The sequence below is a fragment of the Papillibacter cinnamivorans DSM 12816 genome (assembly GCF_900176335.1).
Lineage (GTDB): Bacteria > Bacillota > Clostridia > Oscillospirales > Oscillospiraceae > Papillibacter > Papillibacter cinnamivorans.
Genome location: NZ_FWXW01000003.1, coordinates 115,634 through 137,710, shown reverse-complemented (window position 1 = coordinate 137,710; position 22,077 = coordinate 115,634). Strand labels below are relative to the sequence as shown.

General features: G+C 53.1%; 16 protein-coding genes and 5 riboswitches. Of the genes, 10 read left to right on the top strand and 6 right to left on the bottom strand.

What is annotated here, in order from left to right; translation table 11 throughout:
* Positions 1–35: 35 nt before the first annotated feature.
* The gene (locus tag B9A13_RS05510; RefSeq protein ID WP_084234059.1) at positions 36–998 is read right to left on the bottom strand and encodes an LCP family protein; all 963 of its coding nucleotides are present in this window, start codon (positions 996–998) and stop codon (positions 36–38) included.
* Positions 999–1,202: 204 nt separating this feature from the next.
* Here B9A13_RS05510 and B9A13_RS05505 point away from each other — a divergent pair, with 204 nt between their 5' ends.
* From B9A13_RS05505 to B9A13_RS05490, 4 genes are all read left to right on the top strand, one after another.
* Positions 1,203–1,895 (top strand): Crp/Fnr family transcriptional regulator, encoded by a 693-nt coding sequence (locus B9A13_RS05505; protein ID WP_159448037.1) that lies wholly within the window; start codon positions 1,203–1,205, stop codon positions 1,893–1,895.
* Positions 1,896–1,956: 61 nt separating this feature from the next.
* The gene (locus B9A13_RS05500; protein WP_084234057.1) at positions 1,957–2,967 is read left to right on the top strand and encodes an ABC transporter substrate-binding protein; all 1,011 of its coding nucleotides are present in this window, start codon (positions 1,957–1,959) and stop codon (positions 2,965–2,967) included.
* Entirely contained in the window at positions 2,945–3,739 is a 795-nt protein-coding gene (locus tag B9A13_RS05495; RefSeq protein WP_084234056.1) for an ABC transporter permease, read from the top strand. Before B9A13_RS05500 ends, B9A13_RS05495 begins: the two co-directional genes overlap by 23 nt.
* A complete protein-coding gene (locus tag B9A13_RS05490; protein WP_084234055.1) occupies positions 3,736–4,326 on the top strand; it encodes an ABC transporter ATP-binding protein in 591 nt (196 codons plus the stop codon). Before B9A13_RS05495 ends, B9A13_RS05490 begins: the two co-directional genes overlap by 4 nt.
* 354 nt (positions 4,327–4,680) lie before the next feature.
* On the opposite strand, the gene B9A13_RS05485 is transcribed toward B9A13_RS05490, so the two are convergent.
* From B9A13_RS05485 to spoIIID, 3 genes are all read right to left on the bottom strand, one after another.
* Positions 4,681–5,016, bottom strand: coding sequence for a branched-chain amino acid transporter permease (locus tag B9A13_RS05485; protein ID WP_084234054.1), 336 nt, complete (start codon positions 5,014–5,016; stop codon positions 4,681–4,683).
* Positions 5,013–5,720: an AzlC family ABC transporter permease gene (locus tag B9A13_RS05480; protein WP_084234053.1), complete on the bottom strand. Its 708-nt coding sequence runs from the start codon at positions 5,718–5,720 to the stop codon at positions 5,013–5,015. Before B9A13_RS05480 ends, B9A13_RS05485 begins: the two co-directional genes overlap by 4 nt.
* A gap of 199 nt (positions 5,721–5,919) precedes the next feature.
* Positions 5,920–6,168 carry a sporulation transcriptional regulator SpoIIID gene (gene spoIIID, locus B9A13_RS05475; protein WP_084234052.1) on the bottom strand — a complete coding sequence of 83 codons (249 nt, stop codon included), beginning with the start codon at positions 6,166–6,168 and terminating at the stop codon, positions 5,920–5,922.
* Positions 6,169–6,553: 385 nt separating this feature from the next.
* On the opposite strand from spoIIID, the gene B9A13_RS05470 reads away from it, so the two are divergent.
* The 4 genes from B9A13_RS05470 to B9A13_RS05455 all read left to right on the top strand — a co-directional run bounded on the left by B9A13_RS05470 (position 6,554) and on the right by B9A13_RS05455 (position 9,662).
* The gene (locus tag B9A13_RS05470) at positions 6,554–7,327 is read left to right on the top strand and encodes an enoyl-CoA hydratase/isomerase family protein (RefSeq protein ID WP_084234051.1); all 774 of its coding nucleotides are present in this window, start codon (positions 6,554–6,556) and stop codon (positions 7,325–7,327) included.
* Positions 7,328–7,400: 73 nt separating this feature from the next.
* Positions 7,401–7,838 (top strand): Rrf2 family transcriptional regulator, encoded by a 438-nt coding sequence (locus B9A13_RS05465; RefSeq protein ID WP_084234050.1) that lies wholly within the window; start codon positions 7,401–7,403, stop codon positions 7,836–7,838.
* Between the two features lie 68 nt (positions 7,839–7,906).
* Positions 7,907–8,995 carry an oxidoreductase gene (locus B9A13_RS05460; protein WP_084234049.1) on the top strand — a complete coding sequence of 363 codons (1,089 nt, stop codon included), beginning with the start codon at positions 7,907–7,909 and terminating at the stop codon, positions 8,993–8,995.
* A 94-nt stretch (positions 8,996–9,089) separates the two neighbouring features.
* Positions 9,090–9,662, top strand: coding sequence for a nitroreductase family protein (locus B9A13_RS05455; protein WP_084234048.1), 573 nt, complete (start codon positions 9,090–9,092; stop codon positions 9,660–9,662).
* Between the two features lie 219 nt (positions 9,663–9,881).
* On the opposite strand, the gene B9A13_RS05450 is transcribed toward B9A13_RS05455, so the two are convergent.
* Both B9A13_RS05450 and B9A13_RS05445 read right to left on the bottom strand, forming a co-directional pair.
* On the bottom strand, positions 9,882–10,529 hold the full coding sequence (locus B9A13_RS05450) for a CAP domain-containing protein (RefSeq protein WP_159448036.1): 648 nt from the start codon (positions 10,527–10,529) through the stop codon (positions 9,882–9,884).
* Between the two features lie 75 nt (positions 10,530–10,604).
* A riboswitch (cyclic di-GMP riboswitch) is annotated at positions 10,605–10,690 on the bottom strand.
* 73 nt (positions 10,691–10,763) lie between these two features.
* Positions 10,764–10,849: riboswitch (cyclic di-GMP riboswitch) on the bottom strand.
* A 144-nt stretch (positions 10,850–10,993) separates the two neighbouring features.
* On the bottom strand, positions 10,994–11,977 hold the full coding sequence (locus B9A13_RS05445; protein ID WP_084234046.1) for a class D sortase: 984 nt from the start codon (positions 11,975–11,977) through the stop codon (positions 10,994–10,996).
* 173 nt (positions 11,978–12,150) lie between these two features.
* A riboswitch (cyclic di-GMP riboswitch) is annotated at positions 12,151–12,236 on the top strand.
* Between the two features lie 1,636 nt (positions 12,237–13,872).
* A riboswitch (cyclic di-GMP riboswitch) is annotated at positions 13,873–13,977 on the top strand.
* An 89-nt stretch (positions 13,978–14,066) separates the two neighbouring features.
* Positions 14,067–14,170: riboswitch (cyclic di-GMP riboswitch) on the top strand.
* Between the two features lie 193 nt (positions 14,171–14,363).
* Between B9A13_RS05445 and B9A13_RS05435 the strand changes: the two genes are divergently transcribed.
* The gene (locus B9A13_RS05435) at positions 14,364–21,056 is read left to right on the top strand and encodes a DUF7601 domain-containing protein (protein ID WP_084234044.1); all 6,693 of its coding nucleotides are present in this window, start codon (positions 14,364–14,366) and stop codon (positions 21,054–21,056) included.
* A gap of 382 nt (positions 21,057–21,438) precedes the next feature.
* The gene (locus B9A13_RS05425) at positions 21,439–22,011 is read left to right on the top strand and encodes a xanthine phosphoribosyltransferase (protein WP_084234042.1); all 573 of its coding nucleotides are present in this window, start codon (positions 21,439–21,441) and stop codon (positions 22,009–22,011) included.
* The last annotated feature ends 66 nt before the right edge of the window (positions 22,012–22,077 follow it).

Below are 22,077 nucleotides of genomic sequence, written 5' to 3'. Positions count from 1 at the left end.
TCCTCTTCCCCGAAGAAGGGGGATGATTGAATTTTCTATTCCCCGGTAAATATATGGATCTGGTCCTCTGGGATATCCGCCGTGAAGGGATTGACGGTGCGGTTCACCAGGGCGAGGGTTTTCTCCGGCTCCAGAATAAAATAGGAGATTCCGTTGTAGTATCCCGAGCCGTCTCCCGGGAGAGTATAAAAGTGCACGTTGTCCATGTCCAGGCCCAGAGCCTCTTTCCCGAACCAGATGAGGTTCCCGGCGGAGAGATCCGTGGTTACGTAATCCTTAAAGATTTGGGCGAATTCCGCGATTTTGGTGGCGTTGGAAATTTTAAGCGTCTGCTGCACCAGTGCCTTGAGGAAGGCCTGCTGGGTTTCGATCCTGCCCAGGTCCTGCGTTGCGTAGCAGTGCCGCATCCGAACCAGCATCAGGGCGTGCTCGCCGTCCAGGGTCTGCTGCCCTTCCTTTAAATCGATGTAGGGATCGGGCCAGGACATGTCCGTTGGCACATAGAAGTCCACGCCCCCCACCTTGTCCACAATATCCACGAATCCCTGCAGATCCACCTTGATGGTGAAGTCCGGCGTGAAACCCAGGATGCGGGACAGCTCCTGCTTTAAAAGCTCCGTGCCTCCGTAATTATACGTGCTGTTGATCTTTTTCGTGTCCCAGCTGACATCCACGAGGGTGTCCCGGGGGACGCTGACGACGTTGACCTCCTGGTTTTTTGTGTCGTAGGAGGCTACCATGATGGTATCGGTGCCCCCGTTTCCGTCGTCCGTGCCGCACAGCAGAAAGGTGTAAAAGTTGCTCTTGCGCAATGCCGGGACTTCCGTAACGCTGGTTTCCGGGTTATCCGTCACCGAGATGGACGTCAGATCCGGCGGTGTTTCCGGAGCCCTCACCAGCAGCTGAAATGCGATGACGCACACAACAATGATACAGACAGGGATCAGAAGAAGCCATCGTCTTGCCCGCCTTTTTTTCTGCCGTCTCCCGTTTGCCATGTCATGATACTCTCCTTCCGCGCCCCCTTGTGCGACAACTCCTAGTATATACAAGCCCGTCCGGTTCTACAAGTGCTGTAAGATCGATTTTATTTTTAATTAAGAAACTCAAATGCGGAAAATTATCAGGCTTGACGGATTGACAGCGGAAGTAGAAGTAAGTATAATATAAATGTATCATATGAGACAATAATGAGGCAAATTATGAAACTGAATCAATGGACAGAAGCGGATCTGGAATTGCTGAAGGGCACCTTTCTGTTCTCCGGCGTTTCTCCCGAGCGGGTGAAGCGGGCCGCGGAGGATGCAAGGTGCCGTATCGGCGTGTTCCAAAAGGGCGAAGTGATATACGACAGGACGCACTTCCGGAAAAGCCTGGGGGTTCTGCTTCGGGGCTCCGTGGAGGTGCACAAGGGCGGCGAGGACGGCCGGGGCCTGATGCTCAGCATCCTGGAAACGGGGAGCCTTTTCGGCGCCGCCGCCCTGTTCAACGAGACGGAACGGTATGTCACGGTGCTCTCCGCCCGGGAGCTGACCAGGATAGTCTTTTTCCCGCAGGAACTCGTGTCGGACCTCATGCAGGAAGATTTTCGGATTGTGACCAACTATATGTGCTTTCTGTCCGGCAGGATCCGGTTTCTCAATGACAGGATCGAAGGTCTGGCCGCGGGGAATGCGGCGGGGAAACTGGCGTTTTTTCTTGCGGGGGGCACGGAGCAGGTCCGAGGAACGGCGGAGATACGGCTCAACCGCAGTGTGACCGCTCTGGCGGAATCATTGGATCTGGGCCGGGCGTCTTTGTACCGGGCCTTTCGCGAGCTGGAGGAGGCGGGCCTCATCCGGCAGGAGGGAAGGACCATCTATATTTCCGATGTGGAAGCGCTCCGCAATCTGTGATTTCGCCCGCCTCAGGCGGGCGGAACGGAGCTACCTATAGAATGAAAAAGGAGACTGTCAAATGAAGAAGAAATGGTTGCATCTGCTCGTAGCGGCGTCTATAGCCGCCGGCCTCCTGTCCGGCTGCGCCGGCGGGACCGCCTCTACGCCCACCCCCAGCCCCACCCCGGTGGAAAAAACAAAGGTCAGTATCGCCATGCTGGCGGGACCTACCGGAATGGGCGCCGTGGAGCTGATGCAGAAGAATGACGACGGCACCGCCGCCAACGAGTACGATTTCACGGTGGCTACCGCCCCCGAGCAAATCACCGGAAAGATCATCAGCGGAGAGCTGGATATCGCCGCCGTCCCCACCAATCTTGCTGCTGTGCTGTATAACAAGACCGGGGGAAAGGTGCAGATTGCCGCGGTCAACACCCTGGGCGTTTTGTATATCCTGGAAAACGGGGATACCGTGCACTCCATGGAGGACCTCCGGGGCAAGACGATATATGCCACCGGCCAGGGCTCCAATCCCGAATACGTTCTGAACTATCTGCTCCGGAAAAACGGCCTGGAACCCGGCGTCGACGTCACGATTGAATATAAAGCCAGCGAGGAACTGGCCGCCTTGATGGCTTCCGGCGGCGCGGAGATCGCCATGCTTCCGGTGCCTGCGGCCACCGGCGTCCTTCTGAAAAACAGCTCCGTCCGCGCCGCGCTGAACCTCTCGGATGAGTGGGAAAAAGCGGTGGGTGAAGACGGCGGCGTTCTCACCCAGGGCTGCATTGTCGTCCAAAAGACCTTTGCCGAAGAGCACCCGGAAGCTCTGGAGGCCTTTTTGTCGGAGTATTCCGATTCCATTTCCTATGTGACCGGGAATTCCGACGAGGCGGCGAAGCTGATATATCAATATGGAATCACGGGGAGCGAGGCCATTGCCGCCGCCGCCATTCCGGACAGCAACCTGGTGTTTTTAACGGGCGACGACATGAAGACCAGCCTGGATGCTTACTTCCAGGTCCTGTTTGATGCCGATCCCGCCTCCGTGGGCGGCACCCTGCCTGACGATGGAATCTATTACACGAAGTAAAAAAACATACGCTCTTGAAGCGGTTTTAAAGCGGCTGGCGGCGGCGGCCTTCTGGGTCGTCCTGTGGCAGCTGTGCGCGTACGCGGTGGGGCAGGAACTTCTGGTTCCTACCCCTCTCGCCGTCCTGCGCACGCTTCTTGCCCTGGGCCGGGAGCCGGCCTTTTGGTACGCCGCCCTTCAGTCTCTCTACCGCATTTTCCGGGGCTTTGTGCTGGGCGCGGTCCTGGGGATCGGGCTTGCCGGCCTGACGGCCTTTCTTTCCCCGGCGGACTATCTCATCGGCCCGGTGATTCGGATGGTGAGGGCCACCCCCGTGGTCTCCTTCATCATTCTGATTTTGCTCTGGGTCCGCACCGACACGGTCCCGGTTTTCATCGCCGTCCTCATGGTGATCCCCGTGGTTTGGGAAAACACGGTCCGTGGAATTCGGGAAACCGACGGAAACCTTCTGGAGATGGCCCGGGTGTTTCGGATCGGATGGTTCAGAACGGCGAGGGACGTATATCTGCCGTCGGTTCTCCCCTATATTGCAGGTGGCTGCATCAACGCCATGGGTCTTGCCTGGAAGGCGGGGATTGCCGCCGAGGTTCTCTGCCTGCCCAAGGCCGCCGTGGGCACCCAGGTGTATTACTCCAAGATATACCTGGAGACGCCCTCCCTCTTTGCCTGGACCATCGTGGTGATCGTCCTGAGCCTGCTCCTGGAGACGCTGCTCACCCGCCTCTTCGGCCGCATGAGCCGCGGCAGGGTTGGAAGGAGGCGGGGCCTGTGATTGAATTTCGGAATGTCTCTGTGAGTTTCGGTGACAAACCGGTCCTGTCCGATTTTACCCTTCGGCTGCCGGAGGAAGGGATTACCTGTCTGAAAGGTCCCTCCGGCTGCGGAAAAACGACCCTCCTGCGGGTTCTGGTCGGCCTGCAGGAGCCTGACGCCGGGAAAGTGGAGGGCGTTGCCCCCGGAGACTGCGCCGTGGTTTTTCAGGAGGACCGGCTGCTCCCCTGGAAGACGGCCCTGCAGAACCTGACGATTCTCCCCGGGCTGGAAGAAAAGGAAGCCCTGGAATGGCTTCGGCGGGTGGAGCTGGGAAACGAGGCCGGGCGGTATCCCGCGGAGCTCTCCGGCGGGATGCGCCGCCGAGTTGCCCTGGTCCGGGCGCTGGCTTATGGGGGACGTCTCCTGGTTTTGGACGAACCCTTCCTGGGAATGGACGAGGAACTGAAAAAACGCCTGTATCCTCTCATCCGGAACGCGGGCGTTCCCGTGATCCTGGTGACCCACGAGGAGGAGGACATCCGTCTTCTGGCCGACAGGGTATACCATTTTTCCGGCCCGCCTCTGAAACAGATCGGAGAAGACTGAGCGGTAGATTCCCAGAATAATACAGGGGGACGCAAAAAGCGTGAGCTTTTTGCGTCCCTGCTTAATTCAGCATCCCCCTCCCCCGGGGAAGGAGGAAGGAGAATGCAGCCTGTCGAAAAAGTCCCATCGTCCTTTTTGCCAACGGCGAAAAGCTTTTTGGATTTCGTGTTACGCTCCGTGACCGAAATTCAAAAAAGATGAAATCCCAATGCCTTGCGGGAATTCATTTTCCGCAAGGCATACTTTGCGCGCCTTCACAAAGGCGCAGTCCTTCCCCCGTACCCGTCGAAAAACATAGTTTTTTGACGGTCTAAATTCCCCCTTCCCCCGGGGAAGGGGGCAGGGGGATGAGGCTCATTGAAAAACAAACTGCACCAGAATCATATAAACCGCCGTGCCGCTGAAAATGCTCAGAAGATTGTTCCGCTTCCATACGTGCAGCCCCACGACCACGGCGCAGGCGATCAGCTCCGGGATCCCGTGAGGGTAAGACGCGACGGATACGTTCCGCAGGCAGTAGACCACCAGCATTGCGATGACGGCCGGCGGCAGCACCCGGCCCAGATATAAAATAATAGCGGGCGGCCGCTCGCCCCGCCCGAAAAGCAAAAAAGGCAGCAGACGGGTGAGAAAGGTGACTCCGGCCATTACGGCGATGGTGGCGACAGCCTGTCCGGTTGAAAGCGTCATACGGCCTCTCCCTGCCTTTCGTCCGTTTTGTCCAGCTTTCCCTGCAGTCCCAGAAGAAGGACGATCATGGCGCCCAGAGCGGGAAGAAGCAGATTTCCCGGCCCTACCAGGAGAAGGGATACAAACGTGCAGCCCGCGCCGATGACGGCGGGAACGTGATTGGTGGAGGAGAGCCACTGATCCGTGCAGATGACGAGAAACAGCGCCGTCATGGCAAACTCCACTCCCGTGGTGTCGAACCCCAGAAGGGCTCCGGCAAGTCCCCCGATCACCGACCCGATGACCCAGTAGGAATGATCCAGCAGCGCTATGGCAAAAAAGAAGTCCCTGGAGCGCATTCCGTCCGGAACGCGGGCCGAACTTAAAAGGGCGTAAGTCTCGTCCGTCAGGGAAAAGATCATGTAGAGCTTCCGCCTGCCCATATCCCGGAACTTGTCCAGCATGGAAAGCCCGTATACCAGATGCCGGAAATTGATCATCAGCGTCAGGAACGCCACCTGGGAAAGCGCCGCTCCCGAAGCCAGAAGGCTGACTCCCATATACTGGCCGGAACCCGCGTAGATGGAAACGCTCATGAAAAACGCCCAAAGAACGCCGTAGCCGGCGCCTTCCAGCATGAGCCCGAATGCAATCCCTATGAAGAGATACCCGATCAGTACCGGCACGGTGACGCCCGCCGCCGCTTTCCATACGCTTTTGTTCATGAGACGGTCCTCCGGACAACAATAACTGCGGCGATAACACACAGGCTATCGCCGCGGGATGAAATGAAAGAAGTGGTCCGGCGGGCTTTTTGCATAAAGCGGTTCCCAACCGCCGCCCTCCGCCGGTTTTCTCTATTTTATTCAAATGCAGGGGGAAATGCAAGCATAAAATACACTGCGGAAACGAAGGAGAGGCCGGTTATTCTCCTTTATATTTCCTGCGGGTTGCAATGCCGCCCCGGATATGCCGTTCGGCCTTGTTTTCCTCCAGGATGTCCTTGACCTGCAGATAGAGGGTGTGATTGAACGTGGGCAGTCGTTCGGACAGGTCTTTATGTACGGTGCTCTTGCTGATGCCGTATTTTTTTGCCGCCGCACGGACGGTTGCCCGATTCTCTATGATGTAAACGGCCAGCTCACAGGCGCGCTCTTCCATATTACCTTTCAATGACAACACTCCCCGTATCCTTTCATCGTTACTACGATGTATATGCGTACGGGGCGTAAGTTAGTCATGAAAATGACCGCGTATTTCGAAATGGTTGCGGTTTTATCGGGAGGAGAAAGATACGGATTGCGCACGGAGCAGAGAAAGAGGGGACAGGCCGCATATATGTGGCCTGTCCCCTCCCTGGAATTTAAAAATCCAATCTAAGGATTTAGGAAAGAGAGCTGAGAGGAACGCAAGTTTTCCCCAAATAAAAAGCAGAGAATAATATAAAATTCCGCCTATATTGGGAGTGAAAAACTATTGACAAAATCCACAGCTATAACTACAATAGTTACAGTTAGATATCTTGTAGTCCCGTATCACATTCATTAGGAGGTATAATATGTATAAAACACTTATCTATGAAGTTACTGATGGAATTGCTACGATAACGTTAAACCGACCGGAGGCAGGAAACGCCTTTAGTATTGATGCGTTTCGTGAAACAACAGAGGTTTTTGAAGAGTGTGACAGAGATGAGCGTGTTAAGGCTGTCATAATAACCGGTAGCGGGAAAAATTTTTCTGCTGGCGGGGATGTTAAGGCCATGCAGACGAAAGGTTATATATCATATGAGAATGCAATAATTACCAGTGGCATGAGTGGTGCGGTGAAAAAATGCTCAAAGCCCGTGGTGGCTATGATAAATGGTACAGCTGCGGGTGCCGGCTTCGGCCTAGCACTTGCATGTGATTTTAGAATCATGTCTGAAAAAAGTTCTCTTATCTCCGCATTTATAGGCGTGGGATTAACGGGGGATACCGGAAGCTTATATCACTTATACCATATCGTAGGTCTGTCGAAAACTTTAGAGTTAATGATGCTCGGCACTCCCATTAAGGGTGAAAGCGCATATACACTTGGTTTAGCCACTAAACTTGTACCTGAAGACCAACTGCAAATAGCGACAAAAGAATTCGCTGAAAAGTTAAAGGAAAAAGCCCCGCTAACGGTCGCGTTACAAAAGAAATTAATATATGATCATTTTTATAAAGACTATGATGAATATCGTGAACTAGAAGCGAGGGTATTTGATGATTCGGGTAATACGAAGGATCATCTTGAAGCAGTAATGGCTTTTTTATCAAAAAGAAAACCTGTTTTTAAAGGACTTTAATATAGTGAAGAAGCCAATAACAATATATTGACAAGTCGCATTCCTATTACCATAATTATAATAGGTGATATGTATGCGTCTAAATACACAGTTCACGGTTGCTGTCCATGTGCTTGCAATTTTAGTTTTTTTTAAGGATGATCCGCAAAACTCAGAGGGAATGGCACTTAGTGTTGGCACAAACCCTGTGGTAATAAGGCGCATCCTGGCGCAATTAAAGAAAGCTGGAATTGTATCTACCCATAGTGGTATCAAAGGAGCTCAATTGTGCAAAAATCCTCGCGACATTTCTTTGTTGGATATTTACAATGCCGTTCGTTCACAAGAAGATCGTCTCTTCGATATGCATAAAAATCCCCATCCTCAATGCCCTATAGGCGCATATATTTTAGATACCACGAGGGAACCTCTTCTTGCAGCGCAAAAAGCCTTTGAAGATAGTTTGGCTTCTTATACCTTATATCAAGTGCTTAAACCAATGTCTGAAAAGAACGGATTGGAGATAGAATAATTTTTTGTCCAGAAGTGTAACCGCAATTGTTACACATGCGCTTCAATGAATAACGAAGGTGATACTATATGAAAACCATGTTTGAACCTGCAACGCTCGGAAATTTATCCATAAAAAACAGATTAATTCGCAGCGCTACTATCGAAACGGCTGGCGCTAAAAACGGTAAAATTGAACCCTTACTTGGTCAAATTTACGACGACCTCGCTTTAGGTGGAATTGGCCTTATCATCACAGGTATGATGGGTGTCGCACTAAATTCTTGTATACATGCTGGAATGACAAAAATTTATGATGACAGCTTTAGCGAGCGTTTCAAGCGTATCGTTGAAGATGTACATAAAAAAGGTTCCAAAATAGTCGTTCAGCTGGGACATTGTGGCGCCAAGGCAAAAGAACTGGACGGTACGGGCTATGCGTTTTCACCCTCTGATGTGGATATCCCTCTTTTCAAGGGGAAAGCCATGACAGAAACTCAGATACATGATCTTGTGAAAGCCTATGGCGTTGCAGCTCAAAGGTGTAAAGAATGCGGAGCAGACGGCGTACAAATCCATGCCGCCCACGGATATCTAATAAATGAATTTCTGAGTCCGCTTTTTAACCATCGCACAGACCAATATGGGGGACCCATTGAAGGTCGATCTAAACTATTGCTTGATGTTTATGATGAGATTAGGACGCAAGTCGGAAACAGCTATCCCGTACTTGTTAAAATCAATTACAATGATGTAGCAGAAGGTGGGATTATAGAACCAGATGTTTTATGGTACTGCAAAAGGCTTGATAAACGCGGCATTGATGCTATTGAAGTAAGTGCCGGTATTGGACTAGATGCTTCATCCACCTCTGCGCAAGGTGGAAGAAAAGATGAGGCATATAATGCACAATATGCGCTGCGGCTTACAAGTAATGTAAACACAGCAGTTATTAGCGCTGGGGGATACCGCTCGCCGACGAAAATTATTGACGTTCTAAACAGCGGGGATATAGAGGCTATTTCACTTTGCCGTGCACTTATTCGGGAACCAGACTTACCAAATCGCTGGGAAAGAGGCACGTCTGTCAAAGCGGCATGCCTTACCTGCGGCAAATGCTTTCTAACACCTCAACATGGATGTTTTATAGACTATCAAAAAAAACAGAACCAGGCGTGAAATTATTATAGATTGCGGGTATCCATTTCAACATCTTTTTAGGCATCTGCATTTATAAAGTAAATATAAAAACTCCCACAAAGGAAGAAATATCATGGAATTTAATGATGTACTCTATGGAAGACGTAGTATCCGTAAATATGATGACAAGCTGGTATCCGAAGAATTGGTGCGAGAGGTGCTCCAGGCTGCTGTAATGGCTCCTTCAGGTACCAACCAGCAACCCTGGTACTTTTGTGCCGTTATGAGTAAAGAAAAGCGCAGTGACTATTTGGGGTATATGGAAGAAACCTACATTAAGTTCCGACCCAAGTTGGAGCAAGTCTTTAATAATCCTGAAGCAGTAAAAGTGGCCGGATCTTTCATTACCTCTTTAGGAAACGCACCCGTGATTATATTGGCCTTTTTGCTAAAGGAAGAGCTTAATGAAGATATTACCTCTATACTGGGCGTTGCGGCTGCGGTAGAAAACTTGGTTTTGGCTGCCTATGACAAAGGACTAGGTACTTGCGTAATGACCGCCCCGAGTGAGGCTGGTCTTTCAGACAGGATTAAGGAAAATTTCGCCCCGGCCAAAGGAAATTTCTTATGTGCTATTACCTTAGGGTACCCCGCTCAAGTGCCAAAAGCGAACCGGAGGAAAGAAGGTCGATTTGATATAGTCTAAGCAAAGGGAAGACCGATAGAACGATAAAAGTTAGTCGGGAAACATAACCGGGAATTCTGAAATTATTGCGCTTTTTCGAAGAAATAACTCACGGATACTACAGGAAAGAAACGGTTTCGATATTCCACTTCATTCGCACAATGAAAAACTCCCTTCCGGAGGCCCTTCGGAAGGGAGTTTTTCATTGTCGGTGGCAATATGTTTGGAGGGATGAAAGCGTTAGGACTGAGGGGTGTAAAACAGCTGGGAACAGTAAATTTTTCCGTTGTCCTTGAGGTAGTAGCCGATTCCGATGTAGGTATATTTTTCGCTGAGAATGTTCGCCTTGTGAGAGGGGGAATTCATCCATGCTTCCACCACCGCTTCGGGGGTGGAGAATCCGAAGGCGAGATTTTCTCCGGCGGACCGGTATGTAAGCGAATACTGGGCAAAGATGGTGAAACATCTGGTCCCGTCGGGCCGTGTGTGGGAAAAGCTCCCGGCGGATTCTTTTGCCCGGACGTCTGCCATTTCCGCGAGAATGTCCATGGTAGTCAGAGTATTGAGTCCCGCGTTCTTCCGCTCCTCGTTCACCAGCCGGACCACTTCGGATTTAAATTCGGAGATGGTCTTTGCGCTTGTGTCTTCCTGAGATTGGGTGACTTCGGGCGTGGCCATGGTTTCCTGGATGGATGTGTTTTCTGAGTTTTCAGGTGCGGTTTCTTCGGCCGGGAGTGTGCCGGTCCGGGACTGGAGCGAAGTCCAGACGCTGTAGAAGGATGTTTTCAGCGGAGCTTCTTCCGCTGCCGCGGCCGGCGTTGCCAGGACGACGGTCATGCTGACCGCCAGAAGCAGAGCCGCAAATTTCGATATTCGATTTTTCAACATGTATAGCATCTCCGTTCTGCATCAGATGTGGCTGAAAATCTGATGCAAAACGGGTGATCACGACTGCATCACATTTTCGGCAACCGGCTGTCATAGTCCGTTTGGACCTTAGACCCTTGGCTTTGCGTCCCTGTCTTTCGGCAGGTTTGCCATTATCGGTATGTGTAGGTAAAATAAGGAAAGCTCCGCTCAGATTGCCTGAACGAAGCCCATTTAAAATAAATGAGACACATTTTCGGCAACCGGCTGTCATAGTCCGTTTGGACCTTAGACCCTTGGCTTTGCGTCCCTGCCTTTCGGCAGGTTTGCTAGTATCGGTATGTGTTTAATATAAGGATATATTTCTTGGTGGTTACCATAATATCCTAAAAACCGACGTTTGTCAATCATTTAAATCAAAAATTTTTAAAACTTTAGCAAAAATTTGCTGAATTGTATAATAAAATGGCTTATTTTCGAAAAAATCAGGCTGCCGGAGGCTCGCCGCCGTCTGTGGAACCCGTTTCAGGCGCCGCGGACGGCTCGGAGAATGCTCCTTCGCCGGCCGTTTCTTCGCCGGAGTACGCGGAATCGGGAGAAGGCGAAATCTCTTCCGGCACCGGCAACCCCGCCGCGCTCGAAGGCTCTTCCGAAACCTGAGGCGCCGAAGGAGAGATTGTTTCTTCTTCCACAGAAAGAGCGGGCTCCGTGGCTTCCGGCAATGTGGTTTCCTCCGCCGCGGGGGAAGAGGGCTCTGCCGGCGTTCCGTAGAAAGCTCCCGGTGTCATCCCGTCGACGTCCGTAAGCCGCGCGCGTACAATCAGCCGGTGGCTGGAAACCATGTATGGTGTGCAGGTGATGAGCGTCAGGGCATACGGCTCGCCATCCACAGTATTTAATACCCATGTTTCGTTGGGCAAAACGGCAAAGCTGTCGTAGACTGTATAGGTGTATACGTGGTCGTCTGCTTTTAATATGATGCTGTCGCCCGACACGAGCTTGTCCAGATAACGGAAAGGATAGGGCCGGTGTCCCGCGATGGCGCAGTTTCCCGCCTGGCCCACTGCGGCGGTCCCCGTCACATGTCCCACGCCGTAACGCATCTGCCGTTTGGTTCCTTCGAGTATATACTGCGACACTTTCAATTTTGGAATTTTAAGGATCCCCAGCTGCACATATTGGGAAAGGGGATCGACGGCTTCCGTTTCGTCTCCCGGCAGGTTGGCGGTTGCTTCCGGCGTGGGAGAAACGGAAGCTTCGGGCTCATCCACGATGTCGGCGCCCGCGTCTTCCTTGTCCAGCACGATTGGCGTGGGGTCCGGGACGGCGTCTTCGGCCTGGCTTCCGCCGAATATGGTGGACCAGGGATACTGATATGCCTCATAAGCCATCGCGGACAAAAAAACCACCAGCCCGGCAATCACGAGAATCCGGGCAATGGTGAATCTGAACTTCTTTGGCTTTTTCATATTTCCTCCGGGATTGGCTGAATATGAGGCTATTGTAGCATTTCTTATGCTCCGGCGCAATTCATATCTGTGTTTCCAATGAAGAATCGAGTCGAAACAGATAAAAAAGTGTTGACAAATGTAAATCTTGGATTTAATATAACAGTGTATCCATATAATTGAATATCGTTACAGAGCGATAATAGCAAACCTGCCGAAAGGCAGGGACGCAAAACCAAGGGTCTAAAATCCGGAAGGATTAAGACAGCCGGTTGCCGAAAATGTATCTCATGCTATATGCATTGAGCCGTTCAGGTAACCTGAACGGCTTTTTTATTTCCGTTTTTCCGCCGCGTTCAGCGGTGAGGGCGATAACGCCGAAAACGGAAATTGTCCCCGGGAGAATGACCGGAGACCGGGCTGGAGGATACCGGCCGCAAAGCGGTGATTTGGCTGCAGATCCTGGCGTCGGCTTTCCTGCGTGTAAACCGTGGCGGAAACGCCTGGTTTGCGGAAGCATTTCTATATTCAGTTTTTCATTGCGGGGCGTCGGACCCCGGCGGAAGCTTGCATAAAAATCCCGGGGCGGGAAGCTCCGGCGTAAGCCTTCTTAAAATTCGGAAGGCGGCAGGCTCCGGCGAGAGCCTGCCCAAAAGCGAAAACCCACATTCTTGCTCATTCCGGACGGAAACCGTTCCGTGTCCCTTGCGGCGTGACAATCGCCGCACCGCTGCCGGATGCTGCTCCGTGCCGAATGAATATACAAACAGCAAAATTGAGCAAGCGGCTCGCCCGGTTCCAAAAGACGTGGAACAGGACCTGTGGCGGGCGTGGGCAAATCCGGACGGACGGAGAAAACGGTGTCCGTTGGCGGGAGCATGCCCGAAAAGAAAACTGCAGCCCGAATGCGCGGTGGGCGTGAGCCTGCGCCGAATTTTGGGTCCTACGGCCTCGCGCGAGCTTGCCTGAAAATCCCGGGTCATCGGACCCCCGCGTGAGCATGCTCAAAAATTCCGAAGGCACCGAGCCTTTGCGTGAGCCTGCCCATAAGGATATTTCCATTCCATACGCTCATTCCGGTCGGGGAAAGCCCCGGCACGGCGCAGGAGGTGAAAGACCGCGCCGGCGCCGAAAGCTTCCCAGCGCCGAATGAATATGAAAACAGAAGAAGAGGAAAACGGCCCGCCCGGTTCCAAAAGACATGGAACGGGACGTGTGGCGGGCGCGGGCAAATCCGGGCGGATCACAAGCCGCCGGCGGGAGCTTGTCCGAAAGCGAAACCGCAGCGGGAACGCGCGGTGGGCGCAAGCGTGTCCAACAATTCAGGGGCAGAAGGCTTTGGCGAAAGCATGTCCGAAATTTATGGGGTATAGAGCCCCGGCGGAAGCATGCGTAAATTTCCGGAGGTCTGGTCTCCGCGGCGGAGCCTGTCCGAAACGCGGCCGGAACCAGGACAATGACGAGCGCAGCGCATGAGCCGAACGGAAAAAGGATATGAAGAGAGATAGACTGCCGGGAAAGGAGTGATAGCTATTCCGGATCTTCAGTTCGCAGACAGAAACGGGAAAACGGCGGACGAACGGAGGTGATGAACGCTCGAGAATGGAACAAAAAAGAAAAAATTACAAAAAATACTTGAAAAGTAAAAATTAAGTAGTAAAATAGGGCTGATAACCCGGTGCTGCGAAGGAAGGAAGGAGGCGATACTGGAAGAAATGACTTGTGAAAACAGAAATTTACATAATAACGAAAAATTAAACGAATAAGTAAAATTAATGCCATAAAGCAAATTAATGTTGCGAATTTTACATCTTTGTGATATGATAAAAAAACTCTCAATAGCCCAATGGAGGTTTATTGCAGCGTTTTTGGTCGCAAAGTGTAAGGATCAGAGGCACGCATCGACTGAAAGGATTAGGCGAAAAGGGCAAACCTGCCGAAAGGCGGGGACGCAAAGCTTGGGAGTCTAAATCATGCTCGGCGGAATCCGCCGCGGGTGATATGACAGTCCGGCCGCATGGACACGTGAGCATTCTCTCACGGGTAATGCGGCTGTTTATTTTTTGTAGCCGCTGGAAATAGAGGAAAGAATTTATCCACAAACCGAAACTGAATACAAGGGCAAACCTGCCGAAAGGCAGGGACGCAAAGCTTAGGAGTCTACTTCACGCGCGGCGGCATCGCCGTGAGTGAAAAGGCAGTCCGGCCGCATGAAAGAGTGAGCATTCTCTCACGATTTTATGCGGATTTTGTTTTTTCCGGCGGTTTTGCAATCGGCTCCCGGCGTCGGGATCCCCTTGGAAGTCTGAACGATTCGGCGTTTCTGACATTCGCAGGAAAAGTGGAAAAAACACGTATGAAATACCGGCCCGGGAAATCCGGCCGGAAGATTTGAGGGAGTGAAATCATGAAAAACAAGAAGCTACGCAACAGACTGTTATCGTTTTTGCTGGTCGCCGTGCTGCTGCTTACATACGTCCCTGTAAGCCTGGCGTCCTTTGATCCTGCCAGCCTGACGGTGAAGACCAAGGGAGCGGATGCGGTTACCGCCGTACCGACCCTGACCGACGGCCAGGTCTGGACCGACAAATCCGTGAGCTATGCTAGCGGCACAGACGACCTGTTCCAGGTTAAGCTCTCGGCTCTCGGTCAGAACCTGAACAGCGTCACGAATTCCACTGCGGTAGCAAACGTGGTCTTCGTGCTGGATATCTCCGGCAGTACCCAGGATAACGACAAACTGGTCAACATGGTCGCTGCGGTCAACTCGGCAGTGGATACCATTCTTGCCGCCAACGCAAACAACAAGATCGGCGTCGTCACCTTTTCCACCGGTTCCGCCAACTTAGTATCCCTGAGGAACACTGATTTTGCGCTATCCACCACAACAGGCAATGGAACTACCATATTCCAGGTTACCGGCGAAGGTGGCACCAACATCCAGTCCGGCATCAACCGGGGCTATAACATGCTGCTGGGTGCCAAGAACAGCGGGAGCACCTCGGTTCCCATCCTGATCGTCCTCAGCGACGGCGTCGCCTGCTACTATAACACCAATTATACGGGAATACCCACAGGTTCCTATGGAGATTCCGGCTGGCTCCAGGACGGCTATGGGTACCTTACCACTGCTTCGGGGGTTGGCCCGGATTCTGTCTCCAATGGCACTACCACCAACCTGGGCATCACCGCCGCGGCTTATACAATTGTGCAGGCCCTGTATCTTAAGAGCCAGATGAATGATCTTCAGATCTACACCATCGGCTATGGGACCAGCGCGAATGCTCTTGCCAACGCTACCCTTAATCCCACTTCGGCCAACATTACAGCTGTAACGGGAGTATCCAAGCCACTGTCCACAGAGCTGACCAACACCGGATTTACCACCACCACAGGGTATTATTATCCCCAGCCCGGTGGAGCATATTCCGGTACCTCCACTCTGGCAGCAGATCTTCTTGCCATGTTCCAGGCGATCATCAACTCCAGCCTGAATAACTTCTCGCCTCTCGCCTCTGGCAGTGATGTAACTTTTACCGAAGCCATCGGCGCGGGCTTTGAGATTTCCGGCAGCCTCACCATGGTTCTTAAGAGCGGAACCTATACCTTTACGGATCCGGATTCGGACGGCATATATACCTGTACGACCACGGCTCCCGCAGGTGTCTCGGTTGTGCTTTCCGGAACCACTTCAAAAACTTTGACCTGGATCATCCCCGAGTCCGAACTTTCCTGCAACTACTATACCCTGGAAGGAACCCCCGCGGTTGCGGTTCCGCACACGGTGACCCCCGCCTCGCTGACCTTTAATGTCGCGCTCAAGAGCGGCGCCGTGGCGGACACCATGTACTACACCAACTATGCCAACAAGACGGCTTATGACAGCGGCGCCACCGCCCCCGGCGCTAACGCCACCTTTACGCCCTCGGGTACCAACCTGTATTATTACGATAAGGTAACGGGAACCGCCCCTACCTATCCTACTAGTGGCTGGAACATTACGATCAACAGAACCGGCAGTAGTAGCAACCGGGTGTATACCCTTGTAGGGCTTACTAACAGCGACGGCAAGACCTATACCTATACAGGCGCCACCATCACGAGATCCGGTCAAACCTGCGACATTACTATAACACTGACCGACGGTACGGTGCTCTTCTTTAACGATGAGAGTTACAGCTGGAACGGCGGCACCGGTGATCGGACCGGAACCAACCTTACTGCAGAGAGTATCACCAACGTTCCCGGCGCCGGCATCACTTACGTCCCCAAATCCGGCCTGGGCATGGATGCTGCCGGCGTAGTCACCATGCTCCTTCCCAAATCCGGATGGGTGGAGCTCAGGTGCAACACCTCCTCCCTCACCATTAAAAAGCTGGTTGAGGCCTATGATGGCACGAACGTAGGTTCTATTTCGAGCTTCACCTTTAATGTGAAGACGGGAAATCCTCTCACCAACTACACAGGCTCCGCCAAACTGTATACGCCTGCCACTCCCAGTGATACATATCAGGACATCAATATTACAAACGGAGCCGTGACCCTGACAAACGGCCAGTATGTGGTCATTGGAGGCATTACCGTCGGCACCGCTTACACTGTTTCTGAAACCGATTATTCCTCCAACGGCTATGTGACAACCACGGCCGGCGATCCCTCCGGGACCATCGTTTCCCTCGGAAACATGGTGACCTTCACCAATAAGTACTATCCGACCGCGACCATCAGCATCACAAAGAATGTCGAAACTCTTTATAACAGCGTTACCGAACCCGCAGGAGTGGTCTTCCCCTTTGAGCTGTATTCCTACAACGGAACCGCATACAGCAAGATCACCGATGCCACCGGGACGCCTGTGACCACCACGAATCCCTCCGGTTCCCCCTACAGTACGACTCTGCAGATCCGGATGGATAAGATCGCTACCCTCTTTGGCGAAAACGATACCTCCATTACCCTCTATGTAAAGGAAGGGAATGCCTCCAATGCGGGCACCGGTTGGAGCATGGACGACACCTATGTGCCCGTCACCATCACCAAGAGCGGCCAGGTGTCCTACGGTGAGGGGAAGACTGCGGCAATCTTCACCAACTGGTATATCCCCACCGCTTCCCTGACCCTGACCAAGAGCATCCAGGGCGGAAGCAGCGATAAGGAATTCTACTTCTCCATCGTGATTGGCTCCACGTCTCCCTATTCCCACACCTATACGGTGACCGGAGAGACGGCCAGCAGGACTGGAACGGGTCAGGAGACCATCCCCGTTACCCTGAAAGCGAATGAAAGCGTCGTCGTTACCGGCATCCCCGTGGGCGCGTCCTATACCATCACGGAAGATGATTATTCGGTCTCCGGGTACTACTCCAGCTTTGGAAGCGACAATCAGGAGACCGGAACCGTTATATCCGGCGGCAGCACGGTGACGGCGCTGAACACGTACCTGACCGGCGACATGATCATCTCCAAGTCGGTCACCTCCGACAGCAATCCCAGCGACACCTTTACCTTCACCGTAAATAAGAACGGTACGGTATACACCGGCTTCAGCTATGTATACAATGACGATACCGCCAACCCCAAGACGGTTCACACTTCAACCGACGGAACTCTGGTGCTGAACGGCGGCCAGTCGGCGACCCTCAAAGGGATCCCCCTGGGAGCCACATATGAGATCACAGAGACCGCCAACTCGGCATATAACACCGAGCACGGCACCAGCCTCTCGTCTCTGACCTCGGGCCTGAGCCAGACCTATGCTACCACCGCGGCGGACGCTACGGCTACTCCCGCCATTTACTTCAAGAATACCTACAAGACGGGCAGCCTTACCGTGAGCAAGTCCGTGCTTCAGGATGATGCGGACTCTTCCAGTACGATGACTTACCCCATCTCGGTTACCTTCTCGGACGGTTATCTTGGCGGGATTACCTGCAGCGTGACCGACCTGACCGGGAGCGTGGATACGGTTGCAGGAACCCTTACCTTCTATCTCGACCTGGCTGACGACGACACGGTTACTTTCTCCAATATTCCCGCCGGCGTAGAATACACGGTCGAAGAGACCGACAGCAAGGGCGCCGACAGCGTAACCTACGATCCTGCCAAAACAGGATCCATTGCCGACAAAGACCAGGACACGGTGACCGTTACCAACAGCTATCTTACCCCCGCGACTCTGACCATCAGCAAGAGCGTTCTCACTACGCTTGACAGTTCTGGTGTTCCCACAAGCTTCGACTACACGATCTTCTTCTATACGGAAGTGGAACACGAGGCGGTAGCACCTTCCGATGAAAACCCGAGTGGAATAGCGGCCTACACCGAAAAGGTCGGCTACAATCTGGCTTCGGACGAGATGCCCTCCACCGGCTCGATAACGGCGGATACCGTGGCGGGCAACGGACACTATACCTTCTCTCTTGCCAACAACGGCAAGCTGGTTTTCAGCAACCTGCCGGTGGGCCTGAAGTTTGAAGTGAAAGAAACTTCCGACGGCGGCGCCAGGGATTCTTCTGCGGCGGTTACGGCCGGCTCCTCCAGCGCAGCGGTGGATACGGTCAACGACCTGCTGGTGACAGGCTCAATTCCCCGGGATGACTCCGGACAGAGTCCCGTCACCATCCTGTACACCAACGATTTCCGGGTGACCCCCGGCTCCCTGACGGTGACCAAGTCGGTCAGCGACACGGCGGTCATCTCCGGCGGCGTCTATGAGTTCGAAGTGGTCTTTACCGGCCAGACGGACGACAGCATCAGCTTTGTCCCTGGAACTTACGGCGCGCTGGTTCCCGGCGACACGGAAAATCCCAATCCCGTAGTCAATACGGAAGCCGGCACCGTGACCTATCGCTTCACCATCACAACGACCTCCACTGCCTCGGTCTCTTTCACGGGACTGCGCGCAGGGACGGGATATGCAGTAAGCGAAATCACCAATGACGCGGACAGCATAGCGTTCACGGGCTCGGCCCAATCGGGCGCCATGGCGGCCGTCAGGTTTGCCGTACAGAACGTTGCGGTAACCTGCACGAACACTTACAATCCGCCCACGACCTCCACCGTGAAGGATGCCTATAATTCCGCGGGTACGCTTCTCAGCGCGGAAGGTTCCAACGGCGATGCCTATCCTGTGGGCGGTGTCTCCAAGAACGCTCCGGTCACCTATACCGTTAAAGTGACCAACACCGGCGACAGGGCGGTGGTCCTCAACAATGTGGAGGATGCCATGTTTGACCAGGTCATTGCCCAATCCGCGGCGGTCACCGTGACGGATAAGGACGGTAATGAAGTTCCAGACACCGAGTATACTCTGACAGCCGGAGACGGTACTGCAACCGCGAAACTGACCTTCACCGACGGGTATGTCCTTCAGCCGATGGATACCGATGCCTATGATTTCATCACCATCACCTATACGGTTTCCTTCAGTTCCTACGGTGATAAGTATAACTACGCCAAGGCCAATGCGGTCTACGACGCCGATCTGGAGAATCCGGAAAACACCACGGTTCCCGTCACCTCCGGCGACGATGCCAAGATCACGGTCTATCCCGACTCCGACATGAGCATCGTAAAGAAAATTGCCGACGGAGAACCCACCGGCACCCTGTCCTTTGGTGACAGCGCCACCGTGAACTACAAGGATGTGGTGACCTACAAGGTTACGGTTACCAATACCTCCGAGGCGTCTCTCGGCTCCGTGGTCCTCACTGACCAGCTATTCAACGCGGATGCGACCATCTACAGCGTGACCCTCAACGGGTCGGCACTGACCAAAGATACGGACTACTTTGTCAATACCACGGCCCGTACCATTACCTTCCGCACGACTCCTACTGCGTTCAGCCTTGCTGCGGGTGATGTCCTCGAGGTCATCTACAGCACTCAGGCGACAGTCTATTATGAAAACACGGCAACCGTCACCGCAAATGACGGCAGGTCGGATCTGGAGAAGAGCGACAGCGCCACCGTCGACATTAAAACTCCGACGATTGCGGTTGACAAATCCGTTTCTCCCGCCTCCGCTCTGACCGGCGAGCCTGTAAGCTACACCATTACCATCACGAATGATTACACCGAGCTCATGGATCTCATCAGTGTAACCGACGACATGTTCAAAGATAACACCGGTATTACGCTTTCCAATCTGGTCGTCAAGATCGGAGACACGACTGTGGACAGCGGCACATACTCCTTGGACGGCACCACCGGCACCCTGAACTTCAACAGCGGGACGGTCAGTGAGCCCAGCTATCCCAAAGTGGCTTCGGAAGCGACCGTTACCATCACCTATACCATCGTCTTCAAAGAAGATGGGTCCTATGGCAACACCGCCTCTGCGGTCCTGAGCTTCCGCGGAAAGACGGCTACGGCTTCCGACACCGCCTCGGTCCAGATTGCGGATCCCAGCGTGGGCGTCGTGGTTACCAAACTGGTGAACGGCTCCACGATCGTCACAGTACCATATGGGACGACGGTGACCTACACGGCCTCTATTACTAACACCAGCAATCTCGATTTGTGTCACGTGCAGTTTACGGATCCCATTTTCGGAACCGCAAGCTTCAGCCTGGTGAGTGTCACCAAGACTCTCAACGGCAGCACGTCAACGTTGACGGGGTATGAGATCAATGGCAACACCCTGGAGTTTGACTATGACGATGCCTTCGAAGTGGGTGCCACCGTTACCGTGACCTATACGGCGCAGCATACGGCCAGCTACACCAATACGGTTGTTGGGGCTGCTTTCTACAACAGTCACGAAGAGTGGATTGACGGCCAGGCCTCGGCTCAGGTCTATATCTACAGCGATCCCGGACCCACTCCTACCCCGACGCCTACCCCGACTCCCACCCCGACTCCTACTCCGACCCCCAGCCCCAGCCCGACCCCCACTCCGACTCCCACGCCTGCGCCCTCTCCTTCTCCCAGCTCCGGAGTTCTGGGCGATACGGATGACAGCGGCGTCGCCGGCGATACGGATACCCTGCCGCAGACCGGCGGAGTTTCCGCGGCAACCGCTATGGCCATCCTTGGCGCGATGACGGCCGGAACCGGCGCGATCCTGGGCTTCAGGAAGAAGAAAGAAGACGAAGAATAAAATAAGCGCCGGCGTGGATTGTTAAATCCGCTGCCTGCCGCCTCCCCGGGTTTTCCCGGGGAGGCGGTTATTTTATCGGGAAAGCCTCATCGTCTGCTCACCATCGGCCTCGGCCAAAAAGCGCCGGCGCATATCAGTATTACGTATGCTTTTATGCGCGGTCCAACGCATATCACAATCCTCCGCCCGCCGGTTTTTCCCGACTTTTTCCCCCTCGGCGAAATTCTGCCTTTCTCTACAAAAAAACCGTGAATTTTTCTTTCTTTTTGTTCAAATAAATAAATTGTTTAATATGCGCCGGTAAGGTAAAATTTTAATATAAGGCACGTGTGTTTTCTGTCAATGTGTTTGCCCCGGATGAGGGGGCAGAAAGAGGCCCGCCATGCAGCTTTTGAAGGACAGGATCTGCAGAGATGGAAAAGTAAAAGAGGGAAACGTTCTGAAGGTGGACAGCTTCTTGAATCACCAGATCGACGTTTCTCTGCTTTGTGAAATCGGAAAAGAATTTAAAAGAATATTTGGTGACTGCGGTGTAACGAAAATCCTGACGGTGGAAGCTTCCGGCATAGGGATCGCGTGTGTTGCGGCGCAGTTTTTTAATGTTCCGGTGCTATTTGCAAAGAAAAATCAGACCAAGAACATTTCGGGGGATGTTTATACCCGCAGCGTGGAATCCTTTACTCATGGGAGAAGCTACGACATCATCGTCTCCAGGGAGTTTTTAAAGCCCGAGGACAGGGTTTTGATTATAGACGATTTCCTGGCCCGCGGCAGCGCGCTTCTCGGCCTGGTGGGGCTGGTGCAGGATGCGGGCGCCCAGCTGGTGGGCGCGGGTATCGTGATTGAAAAAGGATTTCAGGAGGGCGGAGCCCTGGTCCGTGCCAGGGGAGTCCGCGTGGAATCTTTGGCAGTGATTGAATCCATGGATCCCAGGACCGGGATTGTGTTCCGGTAATGCCCGATTCGGATTTACACTTGGCTTAAGCCGTGTAAATATAAAAAAATTTGGGAGGAAAAAATA

Excerpts from the sequence above, each read along its gene's own strand:
- B9A13_RS05455 (WP_084234048.1), top strand. The coding sequence starts at position 9,090 with ATGGAATTTAATGATGTACTCTATGGAAGACGTAGTATCCGTAAATAT.
- B9A13_RS05425 (WP_084234042.1), top strand. The coding sequence starts at position 21,439 with ATGCAGCTTTTGAAGGACAGGATCTGCAGAGATGGAAAAGTAAAAGAG.
- B9A13_RS05435 (WP_084234044.1), top strand. The coding sequence starts at position 14,364 with ATGAAAAACAAGAAGCTACGCAACAGACTGTTATCGTTTTTGCTGGTC.
- B9A13_RS05495 (WP_084234056.1), top strand. The coding sequence starts at position 2,945 with ATGGAATCTATTACACGAAGTAAAAAAACATACGCTCTTGAAGCGGTT.
- B9A13_RS05445 (WP_084234046.1), bottom strand. The coding sequence starts at position 11,977 with ATGAAAAAGCCAAAGAAGTTCAGATTCACCATTGCCCGGATTCTCGTG.
- B9A13_RS05510 (WP_084234059.1), bottom strand. The coding sequence starts at position 998 with ATGGCAAACGGGAGACGGCAGAAAAAAAGGCGGGCAAGACGATGGCTT.
- B9A13_RS05480 (WP_084234053.1), bottom strand. The coding sequence starts at position 5,720 with ATGAACAAAAGCGTATGGAAAGCGGCGGCGGGCGTCACCGTGCCGGTA.
- B9A13_RS05500 (WP_084234057.1), top strand. The coding sequence starts at position 1,957 with ATGAAGAAGAAATGGTTGCATCTGCTCGTAGCGGCGTCTATAGCCGCC.
- B9A13_RS05465 (WP_084234050.1), top strand. The coding sequence starts at position 7,401 with ATGCGTCTAAATACACAGTTCACGGTTGCTGTCCATGTGCTTGCAATT.
- B9A13_RS05450 (WP_159448036.1), bottom strand. The coding sequence starts at position 10,529 with ATGTTGAAAAATCGAATATCGAAATTTGCGGCTCTGCTTCTGGCGGTC.
- B9A13_RS05505 (WP_159448037.1), top strand. The coding sequence starts at position 1,203 with ATGAAACTGAATCAATGGACAGAAGCGGATCTGGAATTGCTGAAGGGC.
- B9A13_RS05470 (WP_084234051.1), top strand. The coding sequence starts at position 6,554 with ATGTATAAAACACTTATCTATGAAGTTACTGATGGAATTGCTACGATA.
- B9A13_RS05460 (WP_084234049.1), top strand. The coding sequence starts at position 7,907 with ATGAAAACCATGTTTGAACCTGCAACGCTCGGAAATTTATCCATAAAA.
- B9A13_RS05485 (WP_084234054.1), bottom strand. The coding sequence starts at position 5,016 with ATGACGCTTTCAACCGGACAGGCTGTCGCCACCATCGCCGTAATGGCC.